Below are 19,224 nucleotides of genomic sequence, written 5' to 3'. Positions count from 1 at the left end.
GGATAATTGGTTGTGATTATATGAGATATTTACTATGAATTAGAGGGTTTAGTTGTTCTAATAGGGTAAGGTTTTTAGTTGAGTTTTAGTAGATTATAATATAATATTAGGATGATGTTAAATAAGTTAGATTTTTTCTTAAAAGATAATAATATATTTCTAAGTGGTTCTGCTGGAGTTGGTAAATCATTTTTAACTACAGAACTTGTTAAATTATATAGAAAACAAGGTAGAATTGTTGTTGTATTAGGTTCTACTGGATTAAGTGCATTTAATATAGGAGGAGTTACTTTACATAGTTTTTTTGCCTTTAAAAGATGTCAAAATTATGATGAATTGTATTATGAAGATCGAAAACAAAGAAATAAGTTAGAAAAATTAAAAAGAATTTTAAAACAATGCGATTTATTGGTTATTGATGAAATCTCTATGGTAAGTGCTTCATTGATGGAAATGATTTATTATAGATTATCAAGAAGTGATTTTAATGGTAAAATTTTATTAGTTGGAGATTTTTTTCAACTTCCACCTGTAATAAACTACAAAGAGAATCAAAACACTTTATTTCAAAATACTCTATATGCTTTTTCTTCGCAAGCTTGGAATGATCTTAAATTTATTAATTTAAGACTTAGTATTACTAAAAGAACTTTAGATAAACAATTTTATGAATATTTATTTTTTCTTAGAATTGGCAAAGTAAATCAAGAAATACTAAGTTTTTTTAAAAAAATGTTAATTTATCCAAAAGATTTGCTTGAGTATATGGACGAATATACCCTATTGTGTGCTACAAATAAAAAAGCTAATTGTATAAATGCTAAAAAATTAAATCTTTTACAAGGTAAAGAAAAAATATTTAAATCAAGAATGGAAAAATTAGATTATACTTTAGATGATAAAATTTATGAGCAGTGGATTAAAGGATTAAATTCTTTAGAGGAGTTAAAATTAAAAATAGGTTCTAAGATTATTTTTTGTGTAAATAATAAAGAGGAAAATTATTACAATGGAGAACAAGGAATTATTTTAGATTTTATAAAAGATAAAGAGCAAGAATATATTCTGATAGAGAAAAATAATGGTGAAAGATTGAAATTAAAACCATATGAATATGCCTTAGAAGAGTATGAGTTAGACAAAGATGAAAAACCAGAAGTTAAGATAAAAGCTAAATTTGTTCAATTTCCTATAAAACTAGCTTATGCTATAACAATCCATAAATCTCAAGGTATGAGTATTGATAAATTAATATGTGACATTGATGGAATTTTTGAAAAAGGACAATTATATGTATGTTTATCAAGAGCCATTAATCCTTGTAATTTAAAAATCATATATAATTATAAAATACCTTTTGAGGATTATTTTTTAAGAATTTTAAAAACCGATAAAGAAGTGAAAAAATTTTATTTACAAGAAAAATTTATAGATTTAGAAGAAGACGAGGAGATAATATGAAATGGATTATAGTTTTGTTTTTAATGTTTTTTAATATCCATGCTAGTTCCTTGAGTATAGAAAATTTTAGAACTGATTTATATTCAAAGGTTGGAAATAATACTTTAAAAAAAATTGAAATGAATTTAGATTTTGAGGGAGAAAATTTAGATCAAAAGAAAATTATAGATGCTTTAAACACCATTGTATCTAGTTATTTTTATGAAGATTTATTTACAGAAGTTGGTAAAAATAATTTTAAAGAAACCTTGCTTAAATTTAGTAATAAAAAATATAAAACTCAAATTAAAAATATTTATATTTTAAAAATTAATTCGGTAGCTAAGTTTGACTTGGAAGAATTTAAGCGTTTTATAAATGATTTGGAAAAAAAAGATGACAATACAATAAAAACTATCAAACAAAAGGAAATTCAAGATAATTCCAAAGTTGCAAAAAATACGGATCAAAATAATACTCAATCAAAAGATATAAATACCGATCAAATAAACAACAATGATAAAGATGATAATAAAAGTTTTAATCAAGATACTAACACAAGTAAAGAGACTATGGATATGATTTTAAAAACCATGGAAAAAACTCAAATGCAAATGTTAGCTCCAAGTAAAGAACAGCAAGATTTGTTTAATGAAATACCATTTTGATTATTGAATAATATCAAAATGGCTTGGGATTTTTGGTATAAAAATATTTTCGTTGATATTTTGATCAAATTTCTGATTATAAAAATAAATACTAACTAAGTTTCCTAACTCATCTTTATAAGAAATATTACTAAGATTATCATTTTTTAGTTTGATATTATATGTGATATTTTCGTATTTTGCTTCATAATTTTCATGAGATATTAATTTTGCATTTTTAAAAATTTCTTGAAGATTTGGTAAATTTTGCAATTGAGTATAAATGGCTTGTTCTAACTCAGGCTCTATGATAATAACTTCTTTGTGATTGATATAAATTTGTTTTTTATTTGGTTTAGTATAATTCCAAAAGGCTTTATTTTGAGTAATGATAAAATTTCCTTTATAATTTAGTGAAGAATTATTGCTTTGCACCTTTTGTTCAAAATCGCTACTAAAATTTTTAAAATTTATATCAAAAGCAAAAATACTACAAGCAAATAACATTAAAAATATAAAATATCTCATAATTATCCTTTAAAAATTTTGTAAATTATATAAAATTTATCCAAACAAAACTTTTTATATAGTTCTAATTAAATTCAAGGTATAATCTAGCATATATTTTTGTAATTAAAGGTAAAAAAATGTTTTCTAGTGTATTTAAAGCAATATTTGGCACAAAAAATGATCGAGAAGTAAAAAAATATTTAAAGAGGGTTGCACAAATTAATGCTTTAGAATCAAAATACCAAAATTTAAGCGATGATGAATTAAAACAAGTATTTATAGAATTTAAAACACAAATTCAAAAAGAAGAACAAACTTTAGACCAAATATTGAATGATGTTTTTGCGATAGTTAGAGAAGTAGGAAAAAGAACTCTTAATATGCGTCATTTTGATGTGCAATTAATTGGTGGTATGGTTTTACATGATGGAAAAATTGCTGAAATGAAAACTGGGGAAGGTAAAACCTTGGTTGCAACTTTACCTGTTGTATTAAATGCTATGAGTGGTAAGGGTGTGCATGTGGTTACCGTAAATGATTATTTGGCTAAAAGAGATGCAGAGCAAATGAGTGCTATTTATAATTTTTTAGGTTTTAGTGTAGGTGTGATACTTTCAGAACAAAATAGTGATGAGGCACATAAAAAAGCTTATGAGTGTGATATAACTTATGGTACAAATAATGAATTTGGCTTTGATTATTTACGCGATAACATGAAATTTTCAAAGCTTGAAAAAGTACAAAGAGAGCATAATTTTGTTATAGTTGATGAAGTGGATAGTATTTTAATAGATGAAGCAAGAACTCCGCTTATTATAAGTGGGCCTACAAATAGAACTTTAGACGGCTATGTTAAAGCAAATGAAGTAGCAAAACAAATGCAAAAAGGCCAAGCAGCTACTACTCCTCAAGAATTGCCAAGTGGTGATTTTGTTGTCGATGAGAAAAATAGAACTATTATGATTACAGAGGCTGGAATTTCTAAGGCTGAAAAATTATTTGGAGTAGAAAATTTATATAGCTTAGATAATGCAATATTGGCCCATCAGCTTGATCAGGCTTTAAAAGCGCATAATTTATTTGAAAAAGATGTGCATTATGTATTAAGAGATAAAGAAGTTGTAATTGTTGATGAATTCACGGGAAGATTAAGCGAGGGAAGACGCTTTAGTGATGGTTTACACCAAGCATTAGAAGCTAAAGAAGGGGTAAAAATTCAGGAAGAAAGTCAAACTTTAGCAGATATTACTTTCCAAAATTATTTTAGAATGTATAAAAAGTTAGCAGGCATGACAGGTACTGCACAAACTGAGGCAACGGAATTTTCTCAAATTTATAATTTAGATGTAGTTTCTATACCTACAAATATACCAATTGCAAGAATAGATAAAGATGATTTGATTTATAAAACTCAAGAAGAAAAATTTAAAGCAGTTATTGAAGAGATAAAAAAAGCAAATGCAAAGGGTCAGCCAGTTTTAGTGGGAACTGCAAGTATTGAAAGAAGTGAAGTATTTCATAATATGCTTGTAAAAGAACGCATTCCTCATCATGTGCTTAATGCTAAAAATCACGAGCAAGAAGCTTTGATTATCCAAGATGCAGGTAAAAAAGGTGCAGTGACTATAGCTACTAATATGGCAGGTCGTGGGGTTGATATAAAAATAGATGATGAAATAAGAGCTTTAGGCGGGCTTTATATTATAGGAACTGAGCGTCATGAAAGCAGAAGAATAGACAATCAACTTCGTGGTCGTGCAGGGCGTCAAGGTGATCCTGGTGTAAGTAGATTTTACTTAAGTTTAGAGGATAATCTTTTGAGAATTTTTGGTGGTGATCGCATAAAAAATATCATGGAAAGATTAGGTATAGAAGAGGGCGAGCATATAGAAAGTCGTATTGTTACAAGAGCTGTTGAGAATGCGCAAAAAAAAGTTGAAAGCTTGCATTTTGAGAGCAGAAAACATTTGCTTGAATATGATGATGTGGCAAATGAACAAAGAAAGACTATTTATAATTATAGAAATGAATTGTTAGATGAAGAATTTGACTTGCAAGATAAAATTTTAAAAAATATTGCCGAGTATAGTAATCACTTGGTAAGCCAAATTTATCTAAATGCAGAACTTGAAGATGATGTTAAGCATTTTGAAAGCTTAAAGCAAAAAGTAAGTTATGAGTGTAATCTTGATCTTAGCGAAGCTGATTTTAAAGATTTAGGTGTAATTGAAGCAGAAAATAAATTAAGTGAAATTTTAGAAAAAGCTTACAAAGATAAAATGAATATTATTGAAGATAAGGAAGCCAGAAGAATTGAAAGAATTCTATATCTTCAAATTTTGGATAATCTATGGAGAGAGCATTTATACCAAATGGATATTTTAAAAACTGGTATAGGTTTAAGAAGTTATAATCAAAAAGATCCTTTAGTAGAATACAAAAAAGAAAGTTATAATCTTTTCATGGAGCTTGTTGAGCGTGTTAAATTTGATAGTTTGAAATTGTTATTTAATGTAGTTTTTACTCAAAAAGAAGCACAGAATTTTGAAGAAAAAAGCCATGAGCAAAACGAGCAGTTTTTAGCTAGTACTACAGAAAGTGGTGTTAATGAAAATGGTGAAGCACAAATTACTAAAGTACCTAGAAATTCACCTTGTCCTTGCGGTAGTGGTAAAAAATATAAAGAATGTCATGGTAAAAGTGGTCCTAAAAAGGGTATTTTAGCTTAAGGTTTGAAATGAATTTAGTTATAGTTGAAGATGATATAAATATGAGAAAATCACTCGAAATTGCTTTGAGTGAGTATGAAGAATTTGCTATAAAATCTTATAAATCAGCAACTGAAGCTTTAAAAAAACTAAATGATGATGTTGATTTGATTATTACAGATATTAATATGCCGGGTATGGATGGTATTGAATTTGTGCAAGCTTGTGAGAATAAATATGATTTTATTATTATTACAGGTAATGCAACGCTAAATCGTGCCATAGAAGCAGTAAGACTTGGAGTAAAAGATTTTCTAGTAAAACCATTTGATATTAATACTTTAGTAACTGCGATAAAACGCGCAAAAATAATTCAAGAAAAGACTTCTAAAAAAACAAACAAAAAGATTATCAAAAAAGAAGAAAATCAAGATTTTTATGGCACTTCTAAAGCTTTGGAAGATTGTTTAAAATTGGCTACTAAGGCTGCTAAGACAGATGCAAGTGTGCTTTTTTTTGGAGAAAGTGGGGTAGGTAAAGAAGTTTTTGCAAATTTTGTGCATAAAAATTCAAAAAGAGCACAAAAACCTTTTGTGGCTATTAATATGGCAGCAATTCCATCAAATTTGATAGAAAGTGAGCTTTTTGGTTTTGAAAAAGGTGCATTTACCGATGCTAATACTACTAAAATAGGGTTGTTTGAGCTTGCTAATGAAGGCACTTTGTTTTTAGATGAAATAGGTGAAATGCCTTATGAAATTCAAGCAAAATTATTAAGAGCCTTGCAAGAAAAAGAAATTACAAGATTAGGAAGTACTAAAAGTATAAAGATTGATGTAAGAATTATTAGTGCAACTAATGCTCATATAGAAAAAAAGATTACAGATAATGAATTCAGACAAGATTTATATTATAGGCTTAATACTATTCCTATTAATATACCACCACTAAGAGAGCGTCAAGAAGAAATTTTGCAAATTGCACAAAAGGTATTACTTGATACATGTAAAGAATATGATTTTAATGAAAAAACTTTAAGTCAAGAAGCACAAGATGCTTTGCTAGCTTATGATTTTCCAGGCAATATTAGGGAGTTAATTTCTATTATACAAAGAGCTTGTATTTTAAGTGAAAATGATGAGATTAGCGCTCAAGATTTATTCTTAGAAAGTAGAAAAAGTAAAGATATTAAAAATCTTGAAAAAGAATTGATTTTAGAAGCTTTAAAAAATTCGCAAGATATTGCAGAAGCAGCTAAGCTTATAGGGATGAGTGAAAAAATTTTTAGTGAAAAAATGAAAAAATACAATATTACTTAAAAAGGATGGATGATGAAAAAAATAGCCATTGTAGGTGCAACTGGAGCAGTCGGAGAAGAGCTTTTAAATGTTTTAGATGAGCTTGATTTCCCGGTTGAAAGTATTTTACCATTAGCAAGTGCAAAAAGCGCAGGCAGTGAAGTAGAATTTAGAGGAAAAAGTTATAAAGTAAAAGAATTAACTCCAAATGTTTTTAAAGAAAATCCTGTAGATATTGCTTTTTTTAGTGCCGGAGGAAACATAAGTGCTGAGTATGCAAAATACGCAGTAGAGTGTGGTGCTGTAGTGATTGATAATACTAGTCATTTTAGAATGGATGAAAATGTTCCTTTGGTAGTTCCTGAATGCAATAGCGAAGATATTAAAGATTGGGAAAAAACAGGAATTATTGCTAATCCAAATTGCTCTACTATACAAATGGTACATGTTTTAAAACCACTTGATGATGTATTTAATCTAAAAAGGGTAGATGTAAGTACTTATCAAGCAGCAAGTGGTGCAGGTAAAGAAGGTATGGAAGAATTAGTTCAAGGAATGCAAAGTTTTTTTGCTTTTAAATTAGATGAATTTGAGGCAAAAACTTTTCCATATACCTTAGCTTTAAATTTAATTCCTCAAATTGATGTTTTTAGTGAAAATGGCTACACTAAAGAAGAATTAAAAATGGTAAATGAAACGCAAAAAATATTGCATAAAAAACTTGAAATTTCAGCAACTTGCGTAAGAGTTCCTGTGCTTAGAAGTCATAGTGAAGCTATTACTATGCATTTTGAAAAAGATGTTGATGTTGCTAAGGTTAGAGAGATACTTTCTAAAGCACCAAGTGTTGTTGTGATTGATGATGTAGAAAATAAAAAATATCCTATGCCACTTTTTACAAGCGATACTAATGAAACTTATGTAGGAAGAATTAGACGCGATATTAATCATAAAAATATTTTACACTTATGGTGCGTGGCTGATCAAATTCGTGTAGGAGCTGCTACAAATGCAGTGCGTATTGCACAAAAATGGCTAGAATTGGTTTAAAAAGGAGAAAAATGTTAGAAAGATTTTTTGAAAATTTATTAGTTAAAAGTCGTTTAGTCACTATTTTGCCTGTAATTTTTGGCCTTATAGGAGCTTTTGTTTTATTTTTTATTGCAAGTTATGATGTGATTAAAGTTTTAAAATATGTATTTGAGTATTTTATGTTGCCTAATTCTACGGTAGATTTGCATGAGGATATTGTTGGTTTGATTATAGGGGCTGTAGATTTATATTTAATGGCTTTAGTTTTATTTATATTTTCTTTTGGAATTTATGAACTTTTTATTAGTGAAATAGAAGAATTTAAACAAACTAAACAGTCAAAAGTTTTAGAAGTGCACAGTTTAGATCAACTAAAAGATAAGCTTGCAAAAGTTATTATTATGGTTTTAGTCGTAAATTTTTTCCAAAGAATTTTGCAAATGCAACTAAATACGGTTTTGGATATGACTTATCTTGCAGGTTCTATTTTAGCTCTTTGTATAGGACTTTATTTTTTACACAAAAGTGATCATTAAAATAAGGAATAAAAATGATTTTTATTGATGCATGTTTTAAAAAGTCAACCCCTTATACTCCAGTTTGGATGATGCGCCAAGCAGGAAGATATTTACCTGAATATATGCAGGTTAGAGCAAGTGCTGGAGATTTTTTATCACTTTGTAAAGATTATAAAAAAGCGAGTGAAGTTACCTTACAACCAGTAGATATTTTGGGTGTTGATGCAGCTATTATTTTTTCAGATATTTTGGTAGTACCTTTAGAAATGGGTATGGATTTAAAATTTGAAAAAGGCGAGGGCCCTATATTTTCAAATCCTATTAAAACAAAAGAAGAATTGGAAAGATTAGATGTTGAAAAAAGCATTAAAAATCTTTCTTACGTTTATGATGCACTAGCATTTACTAGAGAAAAACTTACACAAGATAAAGCTTTGATTGGTTTTTGTGGAAGTCCTTGGACTATTGCTACTTATATGATAGAGGGTGGTAGTAGTAAAAATTATGCAAAGTGTAAAAAATTAGTCTATCAAAATCCTGAATTTTTACATCAAATTTTATCTAAACTTACTTTTGTTTTAAAGTATTATATTCAAGAGCAAATTAGAGCAGGTGCTAATGCTATACAGATATTTGATAGTTGGGCAAGTGCTTTAGAAAAAGAAATGTTTTTTGAGTTTTCTTTTAAATATATGCTTGAAATTGCTGATTTTATAAAGGAAAAATATCCGCATATTCCTGTGATTTTATTTCCTAAAGGGGTAAGTGGGTTCTTAGATGATATAAATGGAAATTTTGATGTCTTTGGAGTAGATTGGAGTACCCCTTTAGAGTTGGCTAAGGAAAAACTAGGCACTAAATATACTTTGCAGGGTAATATGGAGCCTTGCAGACTCTATGATAAAAAAGCTATTGAACAAGGTGTGGATAAAATTTTAAATATTATGCAAGATAGTGCACATGTTTTTAATCTCGGACATGGAATTTTACCTGATATTCCTGTTGATAATGCTAAATATTTTATCAAGCTAGTTCAAGAGAAATCTAAAAAGTGAGTAAAATAACTTTTGGGCCTATAAGTTCAAGAAGATTTGGACTTTCATTGGGAATTGATTTAAGTCCAAATCAAAAACAATGTAATTTTGACTGCGTTTATTGTGAATTACAAGCTGCAAAACCTTTGGAAAAATCTTTAATTTATCCTAAAATAAAAAATATTATCGATGAAGTACAAAGTGTATTGAAAGGTAATGTGCAATTTGACTTTTTAACATTAACTGCAAATGGTGAGCCTACTTTATATCCTCATTTAAAAGAATTAGTTTATGAGTTAAATAAAATAAAACAAGATAAAAAACTCTTAATCCTAAGCAATGGTAGTGGAGTTTTAAATTCGGATATTTTTGATGCTTTAATGTATATTGATGTAGTTAAATTTAGTCTTGATAGTGCAATGGAAAAAACTTTTTATAGAGTTGATAGGGCTTTAAAGCAAATAAAACTTGAAACAATGATAGAACAAATGATCGCCTTTAGAGAGAAATTTTTAGGTGAGCTTGTTATGGAAGTTTTAGTTGTCAAGGGATTGAATGATAACAAAGATGAGATGTTGGCTTTAAATGAGGCATTTGACAAGATAAGACCATCAAGAGTGGATTTTAGCACTATAGATAGACCGCCTGCGTATCCTGTTAAAGGTATATCTTTGGAAAAGTTGGAAGAATTAAGTATGTATATCACTAGTGTGCCTGTTGTACTTGCTAAACATTATTACAAAGGTGAAAAAATTGATTTTAATATCCAAGAGCTCTTGAAGATGCTGCAGCTTAGAGCGCAAAGTGAATTTGATATAGAAAACAAATTTAGTCAGCATAGTAAAGATATATTAGAAAAATTAATTAAAGAACGAAAAGTTGTTGTAGAAAATTTAGCAGGAGTAAAATTTTACAAAAAAGCGTAATTTTTTATAAAAAATCTTGACAAAAAAGTTTTTTTCTTATATAATATCATTTCTTATTTATTGATGTTCCGGATTAGCTCAGCGGTAGAGTAGTCGGCTGTTAACCGATTGGTCGTAGGTTCGAATCCTACATCCGGAGCCACTTCATAAAGTTAACCTCATGTATATTTTATAATAATCTAATTTGTAATTTATAATTATATTTTTTGATAGTTAATTAGTATTTTCTTATTTTATGAAAATACTAATTTTTAATATCAAAAGTAAAAAATTTACTTTCAAAATTATTCCCTACTTTTTCATATTGAAACATAGCAGGTTCTAAATTTTGGACTTCATGATATAATAGTCCTAGTGCAAGTCTTGCTTCTAAGGTTTCTTCATTTTCTAATTTTGCAAGCTCTAGTAAAGCTATGGCTGAATTTGGATTATTAGAACCTATCGCTGCTACTGCGGCTAAAAATAAAGTTTGTGCATCTTTGATTTTATAATCATCTATTAAGATATTGTAAAGCGTATATGCTTCTTGATATTCTTTAGCAAAAATATCAACATAAGCTAGAGCAAAAATCAGCCCGATGGAATTTTTATTACTCATAGCAAGTCTTTTTTTTATGTCATTTCTAACATGATTTAATAAGCCTGTAATTTGCATAAGTGTCACATAGCTGTCTTTAACTATACCAGCTCCACCAAATAAAGAATTATAATCAAGCTTGGTTGTTAAAAAATACATTTGTGCTTGTTTGGCATACTCTTTAATATCAAGATTTGTGTTTTTAGAATTAAAATATAAAATATTGCTAATAATATCCTCACCGAGCAAATCTTTTAATTCTTTTATTTTTTGATTTCTTAAAATTTCAAGATTATTGCCATTAGCAGCTACTATAGCAAACATTAGTTCTAAAGGAGTATTTTTGCTATTTGAAAGGTTGTCTAAATAAGGAATCATAGCAGTAAAGTCACTTTTAACTAGATGTAGTAAATATTTATAGATATTATGATTTTGATCGATATTATTATCTGCTTGTAAATTTTCCAAAAGTTCATTAGCAAGTTTGGTATAATCTTTTTTTACTAAATCCATGCAATATATGGCAAAAATACCTGCAATATAATTTTTTGGATTTAAATGATAAGCAGTTGAAAAATGTTTATATGCATTATTATAATCTTGCAGTTGTGCATAAGTTAAAGCAAGATTATAATGAATTACATCATGAGCATGATAAATTTCACTTAAATTTTTAAATTCTTGATTTGCTTCTCTTAGATGAAAATTAAAAGCTAGATTGATAGCATGAGATAATTCCACATTAACGCCTGATAAAGCTTTGCTTTTAACAAGCAATTCATTTTCATACTCATACCCTTGTATGAAATTTCCCAAATCAGCTTTTGTGATGAGCTCCATGCTTTGTTTTATATCAAAAACGCGATAAGGTGAAAAATAAAAAAGTAAATCATAAATTTGTTGTTTTCCTGTGATTAAACTTTTGGCAAAATGTTGCTGCGCTATATCAATATTTGAAAAATTTCTTTTTAGTCTTGTTTTTATGTTATAGTATTTTGAGCCAATAGCTCTATCTTTTACATATAAAGTTTTTAAAATTTGTGCACCATTGTCAAATTGGCCTGTTTTTAACTCTACTAAAGCTAGAGCCATTTTGCTTCTTATGGTTTGATTTTCTATTTTTGATGCTTTTTCAAGATATTCTTTAGCTTTTTTATATTCTCCTAGTTTTGCATATAATAAACCTAAGGGTAAGCTTGCTTCATAATCTTGTTGCTTTTGCAGAAGATTAATGGCGTTTTGATCAGATTTTAATAATGCGTAAATTTTTGCCCCAAGGTAATAAGACTCTCCTTGATAGCTGTTGATATTACTTGAACGCATGAACATTTGTAAAGCCTCTGGATAAAATCCTTGATAGTAATTAATTAATCCTAGATAATAATCATACAAAGAAGATTTAGAATCTTGTGGTAAATGTACTCTTGCTAAATCAAGATAATATTTAAATTTCTCTTTATCGCCCAAATTAAAATAACACACAGCTATATTAATAGCTGCTGCAACTTTGTGTTCTTCTAATTCTAAAGATTGTTTGAAATTCTCAACAGCACTAATATAATCTTTTTGTTTCATTTGAGCTACACCAAGATTATAACTAGATAAAGATTGATTGAAAATATTAATATTATTATAAAGCTCTAAAGCACTTTCTATATCACCTTTTTCATATAATAAATTTGCCTTTTGTACTACAAGATCTAAAGCAGATTGTTTCACCTTTGTGATACTTGTACTAACATTATCTTCTAAAATTGGATTATTTGTGATTACTTTTTTATCTTCCTTAAAAACAAGAAGTAAAACTAAAATAATAAATAAAATTAGAGCAAGAGCACCAAGTGTTGAAATCAAAATAAGAAATTTTTTATCAAAAAGCTTTTTCTTTTCTTCAGGTTGTGATGCTTGAGGTTCTTCCTCTACTCTTTGAAAAGTACTTTCTTCTTCCTCTAATTCAGGAGGTATTGTGCCAGGAGGGATAGTTTGTTCTTCCACTCCTGGATTTTCATCAATCTCTGAAAAAGCTTTTTCTTGATTATCTTGTTCTTTAGGTGTTACTTCTTCGGCCATGTTTTCTCTTAAAAGTATTTTCTTAATGCATCAGGAATTCTTATATTTCCATCTTTTTCTTGATAATTTTCCATAATAGCTACCAAGGTTCTACCAACAGCTAGTGAAGAACCATTAAGTGTGTGAACTAATTCATTTTTGCCCTTATCGTTTTTAAAACGGATCTTTGCGCGTCTTGCTTGAAAATCTTTACAATTTGACACAGAGCTAATTTCACGGTATTTGTTTTGCGATGGAAGCCATACTTCTAAGTCTACTGTTTTCGCAGCAGAAAAGCCCAAATCTCCCGTGCAAAGCATTAAATGTCTATGTGCTAGACCCAAAGAGCTTAGTAAATCACTGGCGCAATTTAACATTTCTTCAAACATCAATTCACTTTGATCAGGCTTGCATATACTAACAAGCTCTACTTTTTCAAATTGATGTTGCCTTATAATACCTCTTGTATCTCTACCTGCGCTTCCTGCTTCTTGTCTAAAACAAGCGCTATAGCAGGTCATTTTTAAGGGTAGTTCTTCTTGAGTTAAAATTTCATTAGAATAAAGATTAGTTACAGGAATTTCAGAAGTTGAGATGAGATATAAATCATCATTTTCTACCTTATACATATCATCTTTAAATTTAGGAAGCTGTCCTGTGCCATACATGGTTGCACTATTTACTAAAAATGGTACATTGACTAGTTCAAAACCTCTACTTCTATTAAAATCAATCATATAATTTACCAAGGCTCTACTTAGTAAAGCTCCTTCATTTTTAAGCACACAAAAACGACTTTGTGAGATTTTAACCCCTCTTGTAAAATCAAGCCAGTTTAATTTTTCTCCCAAATCATGATGTTCTTTGATTTCAAAATCAAAACTAGGAGGTGTTAGAACTTTTTTTAATTCTATATTTTCATCTTCATCTTTTCCAAAAGGCACGCAATCATCAGGGATATTTGGTATTGCTAGGGCAATTTGTTCTAGTTTTTCTTCTAGCGTGCTAACGATTTTTGACTGAGTATTGATTTTTTCTTTATTTTGGCTTAGTTGTACCTTTAAGCTTTCTTTATCTTGTGCTGTTGCAAGCTCTTTACTAAACTTATTTTGAAAAGCTTGAAATTCTTCCAAAAGTGCTTTTTCTTTTTTTAAATTTATAAATAAGTCGCTAAGTTCTTTGAGTAAATTTTCATCTACTTTTTTAGCTTTTAGTTTTTGTGCAATTTCATCAAAATTATTTTGTAAAAGTTTTAAATCTAACATTCTAACTCCTTTTATAGTCCTATTTTAGCATAAATTTTTTCCATTGTTTCTCGGGCTTGTTTTTTTGCTTTGCTTGCTCCAAATTCTAAAATCTCATCGATTTTAGAAGGATTAGCTAGCAATTTTTCATATTCTTCCTTAGCCGAGGCAAAATACTCACTGATGATTTCATTTAAATACATTTTAAAATGTCCATAGCCTTCACCACCTTTTTCATAACGGCTTTTTAAAGTTTCTTGTTTTGTTTTGTCTAAAAACAATTTTGCGATTTTAAATACGTTACAATTTTGCCAATCTTTTGGATCTTCTAAAGCTGTACTATCTGTAACAATAGAAGAAATTTGTTTTTTAATAGCTTTTGGTGTATTGAAAATATCGATTGTGTTTTGATAAGACTTGCTCATTTTAGCTCCATCAGTACCAGGCACTACTGCAACTTCATCATTAACTTTAGCTTGAGGTAGGGTAAAAATTTCACCCCATTCATTATTTACTTTTAAAGCTATATCTCTTGCTATTTCAACATGTTGAATTTGATCTTTACCTACAGGAACTACTTGAGCATTAAAAAGTAAAATATCTGCAGCCATTAAAACAGGGTAAGAAAAAAGCCCATGGTTGGCATTTAAACCTTTGGCAATTTTATCTTTATAGCTATGTGCTCTTTCTAAAAGTCCCATTGGGGTAAATTGAGAAAGAATCCAATAAAGCTCCATCACTTCTTTTACATCACTTTGTAACCAAAATACGCTTTTTTGTGGATCAATTCCTAAACTTAAAAAAGCTGCCGCAGCTTTGAGTGAATTTTGTTTAAGTTTTTCTCCATTAAAATTTGAAGTCATAGCATGATAGTTTGCTATAAACATATACATTTGATTTTCTTCTTGCATATTTAGCATTTGTTTTATAGAGCCAAAATAATTTCCTATATGTAAATCTCCACTTGGCTGTAATCCTGTAATAATTCTCATTTTACCTCTTTTTTGATTTCTTTAATTATTTCTTGGATATTTTTGTTTTCAATGTTTATAATGATATTTGCTTTTTTTTCATATTTTTTAATTCTTTGATCAAATAGTATTTTAGCATTGTTTGTGTTTGAAAATAAGGGTCTTGTGATCAATTCTTCTTTATTTAGTCTTTGCAAGAGATAATCAAAACTTGCTTTTAAGTAAACGATAGTACCAATATTTTTTAATTTTTTTTGTTCTATGAAGCCACCACCGCTTGCAATAGAACAATTTTGCACATAAGTTAAAAACGAAACAAGTTTTTTTTCTTCTTTGCGAAATTTTTTTTCTCCATATGTTTTAAAAAATTCACTAATCTCAAGATTAAATTTTTCTTTGATTAAAACATCTGTATCTAAAAAGAATTTATCATATTTTTTTGCATAAGCCCTTGCTATAGTTGTTTTACCACAGCCCATAAATCCTACAAAAAGGAGGTTAGTTTTCTTGCTCATCTTTGCTACCTTTTTTTCTTGAAGCTAAAATTAAAGGTACACCTTCAAAGTTAAATTGTTTTCTAATTTGATTTTGTAAATATCGTTTATAACTAAAATGTAAAGCTTTTGGTCTATTCATAATTAGAGCTATTTTTGGAGGTGCTAAGTCGTATTGAACCGCATAATAAATTTTCACTAATTTACCATAATCATGTGGTAGCGGGTGGGCTCTTGTGGCTTCTTCTACCAAAGCATTTAATTTTGCTGTTGGAATTTTTTGGGTGAAATTTGCAAAAACTTCTAAAATTTTATCCAAAAGCACATGTATTCTTTTTCCACTTAAAGCTGATACGCTTACAACAGGTGCATAAGCTAGGAATTTAAAACGATCTAGTTTTAATTCTTTTAAAGTTTTATCAAAATCAAGTTCGCTTTTATCCCATTTATTAAGTACGATAATCACACCTAAACAATGTTTAGCAGCAAGTCCTGCGATACGCTCATCAAGTTCGTTAAAACCTTCAGCTGCGTCAAGTACTAAAAGTGCAATTTGAGCATTGGCTAGGGTATATTCAGTTCTATTAAGTGCATAACGCTCTAAACCCTGTATTTTCCCGCGTTTTCTAATACCTGCGGTATCTACAAATTCGATGATTTTATCTTTATGCATAATGCTTTCATTAACAGGATCAATTGTAGTGCCTGCTATATCGCTTACCACGCTACGTTCTTCTTTTACTAAAGCATTTAAAAGGCTTGATTTTCCTACATTAACCCTGCCGATAATTCCCACTTTAATATGATTTTCATTAATAGTTTTTAGCTTAAAATCTCCGCTATTTTCATCAAAATTTTCTAAATAACTTTCAAAGTCTTCTTCTTCATCTGCATTTAAATAACTTTCATCTAAAAACTTACTAGCCCACATACAAAGCTCATCAATGCCTATATTATGTGTTACAGAGATATTAAAAACTTCTTTTACTCCAAAATTAGAAAATTCCCAAGATCTTTCCTCATCTTTTTTGTTATCAACTTTATTGATTACTAAAGCTATGGGTTTGTTGAGTTTTTTCATTTCATAAAAAAAAGCTTTATCTTCATCATCAGGTAAAAATTTTCCATCCACCATATAAAAGATAATATCACTATTTTTAGCAGCTTTAAGCGAATTTGCTTTGACATTTTTAAAAAGCTCATTACTCTCATCAAGCCCGCCGCTATCTATCAACAAAGCTTTTTTGCCATCAATTTCTACTTCTATTTTATTAGTATCTCTTGTAGTTCCACTTATGTCACTAGTTATCGCTATGCGCTTTCTTGCAAGTCTATTAAAAAGACTTGATTTGCCAACATTTGGTTTTCCTATTAAAATAATACTTTGCATTAATACTCATTTTTTAAATTTTTATTTGTGATTATATAAAAATTGCCTTAAAATTAAGCAAAAAAGACTAAAATAACAGGAATTTTATATGGAATTTATATGTTAAGAATAGTTAAAAAGAATTTAGGTATATATTTTATGATTATTGCTTCTATAGAATTTGCATTTGTAGGTGCTTGTGCAAAAATTCTTAGTGAAGAATTATCATCGATTGAAATTATGTTTTTTAGAAATATTATAGGCACAGCTTTTATGCTTTATGCGCTTTCAAAATTAAATTTTCATAAGAGTGGTGGACATCTTGGACTGCTTATTTTTAGAGGTATTATAGGAACGATCGCTTTATATCTTTTCTTTTATAATGTTTCTAATATTTCATTAGGTGGAGCTTTTGCTTTTCAAAAAACAGCACCTATTTTTATAGCTTTGATTGCTTTTTTGTTTTTTAAAGAAAGTTTAGGATTAAAAGCTTGTTTTGGGATTTTGATTGCTTTTATAGGAGTATTATTAATCTGTCAGCCTTTTGCAGATAGCACTACGCATTCAGGTTTTGATTTAAAAAATAGTATTTTAGGAATTTTAAGCGGTTTTTGTGCAGCCTTGGCGCTAACTAGTGTAAGAGAGCTTAGAAAATCATACCCAGCGCCATTTATAGCTTTATCTTTTGTTTTAATTGGTACTCTTATGCCTTTAATGTCTATGATTGTAGGTTCTTTTTATGAAATAAAAGAGCTTGATTTTTTAATTGCTCCTTTTGTTATGCCTAGTCTTAAAGCTTGGATTTTTATTTTTTTGATGGGAATTTTTGGAGCAATGTATCAAATTCATGTTACTAAAGCTTATGGAGTAGCAAAAAAGGCAGGAGTTGTCGCAGGAGTTAGCTATATAGATGTAGTTTTTACTTTATTTTTGGGCATATTATTAGGAGATGAATTTCCTAGCTTAATGGTTTTTATAGGAATTTTTAGCATTATTTTAGGAGGAATTATTTTGGTTAGTAAGCAAACAAAAGGAAAGAAAAATGGAAAATAAAACAGATTTAATTTATGGTTTAGAAGATAGACCACCTTTTGCTAAGGCATTTTTTGCTGCATTAGTGCATTTAATGGCTATGTTTGTGGCTGTGATTACACCTGCTTTGTTAATTTGCAAAGGACTTGGAATAGATGATACTAATACGGCTAGAATTATTTGTATGTCGCTTTTTGCTTCAGGTGTTGCTTCGCTTTTGCAGATTAAAACTTGGGGTCCTATAGGGAGCGGACTTTTATCTATTCAAGGGACTAGTTTTAATTTTGTTGCACCTATTATTTTAGGTGGGCTTGTTTTAAAAAATAATGGTTTATCGCAAGAAGCAATGCTTGGAGCTATTTTTGGCACTTTAATGCTTTGTTCTACTACTGAAATGATTATTTCACAAATTTTACCTTTTATTAGAAGAGTGATTTCGCCTTTGGTTTCAGGTATAGTTGTGATGATTATAGGTCTTAGTTTGATTAATGTTGGCCTTGTGAGTGCGGGAGGTGGATTTGCGGCTAAGGCAAGTGGTGAATTTGGCTCATTACAAAATTTATTATTAGCCGGAGTTGTGATTTTAAGTATTGTTGTTTTAAATCGTTTTAATAATGCCTATATAAGAATTTCTTCTTTGTTTATAGCTATGATAATAGGGCTTTTAGTAGCTATGACTTTTGAAAATTTTAGTTTTAATTTTAATGAAAATTTACCTTTAGTGTTTTTACCCGATCCTTTACATTATGGTTTGAGTATTGATTATAATCTTATTTTACCTTTGATTTTAGTTTTTATGGTAACTTCTTTAGAAACTATCGGCGATATTAGTGCTACTAGTGAAGTTTCAAATCAGCCAGTTAAAGGCGAACTTTATGCAAAAAGATTAAAAGGTGGGGTTTTGGCTAATGGTTTTAATTCCTTTGTTTCAGCCTTTTTTAATACTTTTCCAAATTCATGTTTTGGGCAAAATAATGGCGTTATAGCTTTAACAGGTGTTGCAAGTCGATATGTTGGATTTATTGTAGCTTTTATGTTGATGATTTTGGGTTTATTTCCTATTGTGGCTGATATTACTTTACAAATTCCAGAGCCTATTTTAGGTGGAGCAACTTTAGTAATGTTTGGTACTATAGCTGCAACGGGAGTTAGGATTATTTCTAAGGAAAATCTAAATCGTCGTTCTATTATCATCATAGCTATGAGTTTGGGTATAGGGCTTGGAGTTTCTAATAATCCTGATATTTTAGAATTTATGCCAATGTGGTTTAAAACTTTATTTTCTTCAGGGATTGCAGCAGGTGGGATTACGGCTATTATTTTAAATTGCGTTTTTCCGCTTGAAGAAAATGAAAAAAATAAAGTAAAATAATAA

At 29.0% G+C, this 19,224-nt stretch carries 16 protein-coding genes and 1 tRNA gene; 11 read left to right on the top strand and 6 right to left on the bottom strand.

The window, feature by feature from the left end; all coding sequences use genetic code 11:
- The first annotated feature begins 114 nt into the window (after positions 1-114).
- The gene (locus tag L8Y18_RS02090) at positions 115-1,461 is read left to right on the top strand and encodes an ATP-dependent DNA helicase (protein ID WP_263676171.1); all 1,347 of its coding nucleotides are present in this window, start codon (positions 115-117) and stop codon (positions 1,459-1,461) included.
- Positions 1,458-2,108 carry a flagellar basal body-associated FliL family protein gene (locus L8Y18_RS02085; protein WP_263676170.1) on the top strand — a complete coding sequence of 217 codons (651 nt, stop codon included), beginning with the start codon at positions 1,458-1,460 and terminating at the stop codon, positions 2,106-2,108. The genes L8Y18_RS02090 and L8Y18_RS02085 overlap by 4 nt, the downstream gene beginning before the upstream one ends.
- On the opposite strand, the gene lolA is transcribed toward L8Y18_RS02085, so the two are convergent.
- Positions 2,109-2,615 carry a LolA-like outer membrane lipoprotein chaperone gene (lolA, locus tag L8Y18_RS02080; protein WP_263659319.1) on the bottom strand — a complete coding sequence of 169 codons (507 nt, stop codon included), beginning with the start codon at positions 2,613-2,615 and terminating at the stop codon, positions 2,109-2,111.
- 119 nt (positions 2,616-2,734) lie between these two features.
- On the opposite strand from lolA, the gene secA reads away from it, so the two are divergent.
- The 7 genes from secA to L8Y18_RS02045 all read left to right on the top strand — a co-directional run bounded on the left by secA (position 2,735) and on the right by L8Y18_RS02045 (position 10,255).
- Entirely contained in the window at positions 2,735-5,326 is a 2,592-nt protein-coding gene (gene secA / locus L8Y18_RS02075) for a preprotein translocase subunit SecA (RefSeq protein WP_263670112.1), read from the top strand.
- 8 nt (positions 5,327-5,334) lie between these two features.
- The gene (locus L8Y18_RS02070; RefSeq protein WP_263670113.1) at positions 5,335-6,624 is read left to right on the top strand and encodes a sigma-54-dependent transcriptional regulator; all 1,290 of its coding nucleotides are present in this window, start codon (positions 5,335-5,337) and stop codon (positions 6,622-6,624) included.
- A 12-nt stretch (positions 6,625-6,636) separates the two neighbouring features.
- Positions 6,637-7,653, top strand: coding sequence for an aspartate-semialdehyde dehydrogenase (locus tag L8Y18_RS02065; RefSeq protein WP_263664764.1), 1,017 nt, complete (start codon positions 6,637-6,639; stop codon positions 7,651-7,653).
- Between the two features lie 11 nt (positions 7,654-7,664).
- A complete protein-coding gene (locus tag L8Y18_RS02060; RefSeq protein WP_087699510.1) occupies positions 7,665-8,171 on the top strand; it encodes a YqhA family protein in 507 nt (168 codons plus the stop codon).
- Positions 8,172-8,185: 14 nt separating this feature from the next.
- Positions 8,186-9,208, top strand: a complete 1,023-nt coding sequence (gene hemE, locus L8Y18_RS02055) for a uroporphyrinogen decarboxylase (RefSeq protein WP_263670114.1) — start codon at positions 8,186-8,188, stop codon at positions 9,206-9,208.
- Complete coding sequence (locus L8Y18_RS02050; RefSeq protein ID WP_263670116.1) at positions 9,205-10,113, top strand: radical SAM protein; 909 nt, start codon at positions 9,205-9,207, stop codon at positions 10,111-10,113. The genes hemE and L8Y18_RS02050 overlap by 4 nt, the downstream gene beginning before the upstream one ends.
- A gap of 67 nt (positions 10,114-10,180) precedes the next feature.
- Positions 10,181-10,255: transfer RNA gene (locus tag L8Y18_RS02045), tRNA-Asn, on the top strand.
- A gap of 102 nt (positions 10,256-10,357) precedes the next feature.
- On the opposite strand, the gene L8Y18_RS02040 is transcribed toward L8Y18_RS02045, so the two are convergent.
- From L8Y18_RS02040 to der, 5 genes are read right to left on the bottom strand one after another with little or no spacing between them, the layout of a single operon-like run.
- A complete protein-coding gene (locus L8Y18_RS02040; RefSeq protein WP_263676169.1) occupies positions 10,358-12,760 on the bottom strand; it encodes a tetratricopeptide repeat protein in 2,403 nt (800 codons plus the stop codon).
- A gap of 8 nt (positions 12,761-12,768) precedes the next feature.
- On the bottom strand, positions 12,769-14,004 hold the full coding sequence (gene serS / locus L8Y18_RS02035) for a serine--tRNA ligase (RefSeq protein WP_263676168.1): 1,236 nt from the start codon (positions 14,002-14,004) through the stop codon (positions 12,769-12,771).
- Between the two features lie 11 nt (positions 14,005-14,015).
- Positions 14,016-14,975 (bottom strand): tryptophan--tRNA ligase, encoded by a 960-nt coding sequence (trpS, locus tag L8Y18_RS02030; protein WP_263664759.1) that lies wholly within the window; start codon positions 14,973-14,975, stop codon positions 14,016-14,018.
- The gene (locus L8Y18_RS02025) at positions 14,972-15,469 is read right to left on the bottom strand and encodes a shikimate kinase (protein ID WP_263676167.1); all 498 of its coding nucleotides are present in this window, start codon (positions 15,467-15,469) and stop codon (positions 14,972-14,974) included. The genes trpS and L8Y18_RS02025 overlap by 4 nt, the downstream gene beginning before the upstream one ends.
- Complete coding sequence (der, locus tag L8Y18_RS02020; RefSeq protein ID WP_263676166.1) at positions 15,453-16,838, bottom strand: ribosome biogenesis GTPase Der; 1,386 nt, start codon at positions 16,836-16,838, stop codon at positions 15,453-15,455. Before der ends, L8Y18_RS02025 begins: the two co-directional genes overlap by 17 nt.
- Positions 16,839-16,937: 99 nt before the next feature.
- On the opposite strand from der, the gene L8Y18_RS02015 reads away from it, so the two are divergent.
- Both L8Y18_RS02015 and L8Y18_RS02010 read left to right on the top strand, forming a co-directional pair.
- On the top strand, positions 16,938-17,870 hold the full coding sequence (locus L8Y18_RS02015; RefSeq protein WP_263676165.1) for a DMT family transporter: 933 nt from the start codon (positions 16,938-16,940) through the stop codon (positions 17,868-17,870).
- Positions 17,860-19,221 carry a uracil-xanthine permease family protein gene (locus L8Y18_RS02010; protein WP_263670123.1) on the top strand — a complete coding sequence of 454 codons (1,362 nt, stop codon included), beginning with the start codon at positions 17,860-17,862 and terminating at the stop codon, positions 19,219-19,221. Before L8Y18_RS02015 ends, L8Y18_RS02010 begins: the two co-directional genes overlap by 11 nt.
- Positions 19,222-19,224 lie beyond the last annotated feature (3 nt).

The sequence above is a fragment of the Campylobacter sp. CNRCH_2007_0968H genome, from assembly GCF_025773245.1.
Lineage (GTDB): Bacteria > Campylobacterota > Campylobacteria > Campylobacterales > Campylobacteraceae > Campylobacter_D > Campylobacter_D lari_D.
This window is presented reverse-complemented; position numbering and strand designations above follow the sequence as displayed.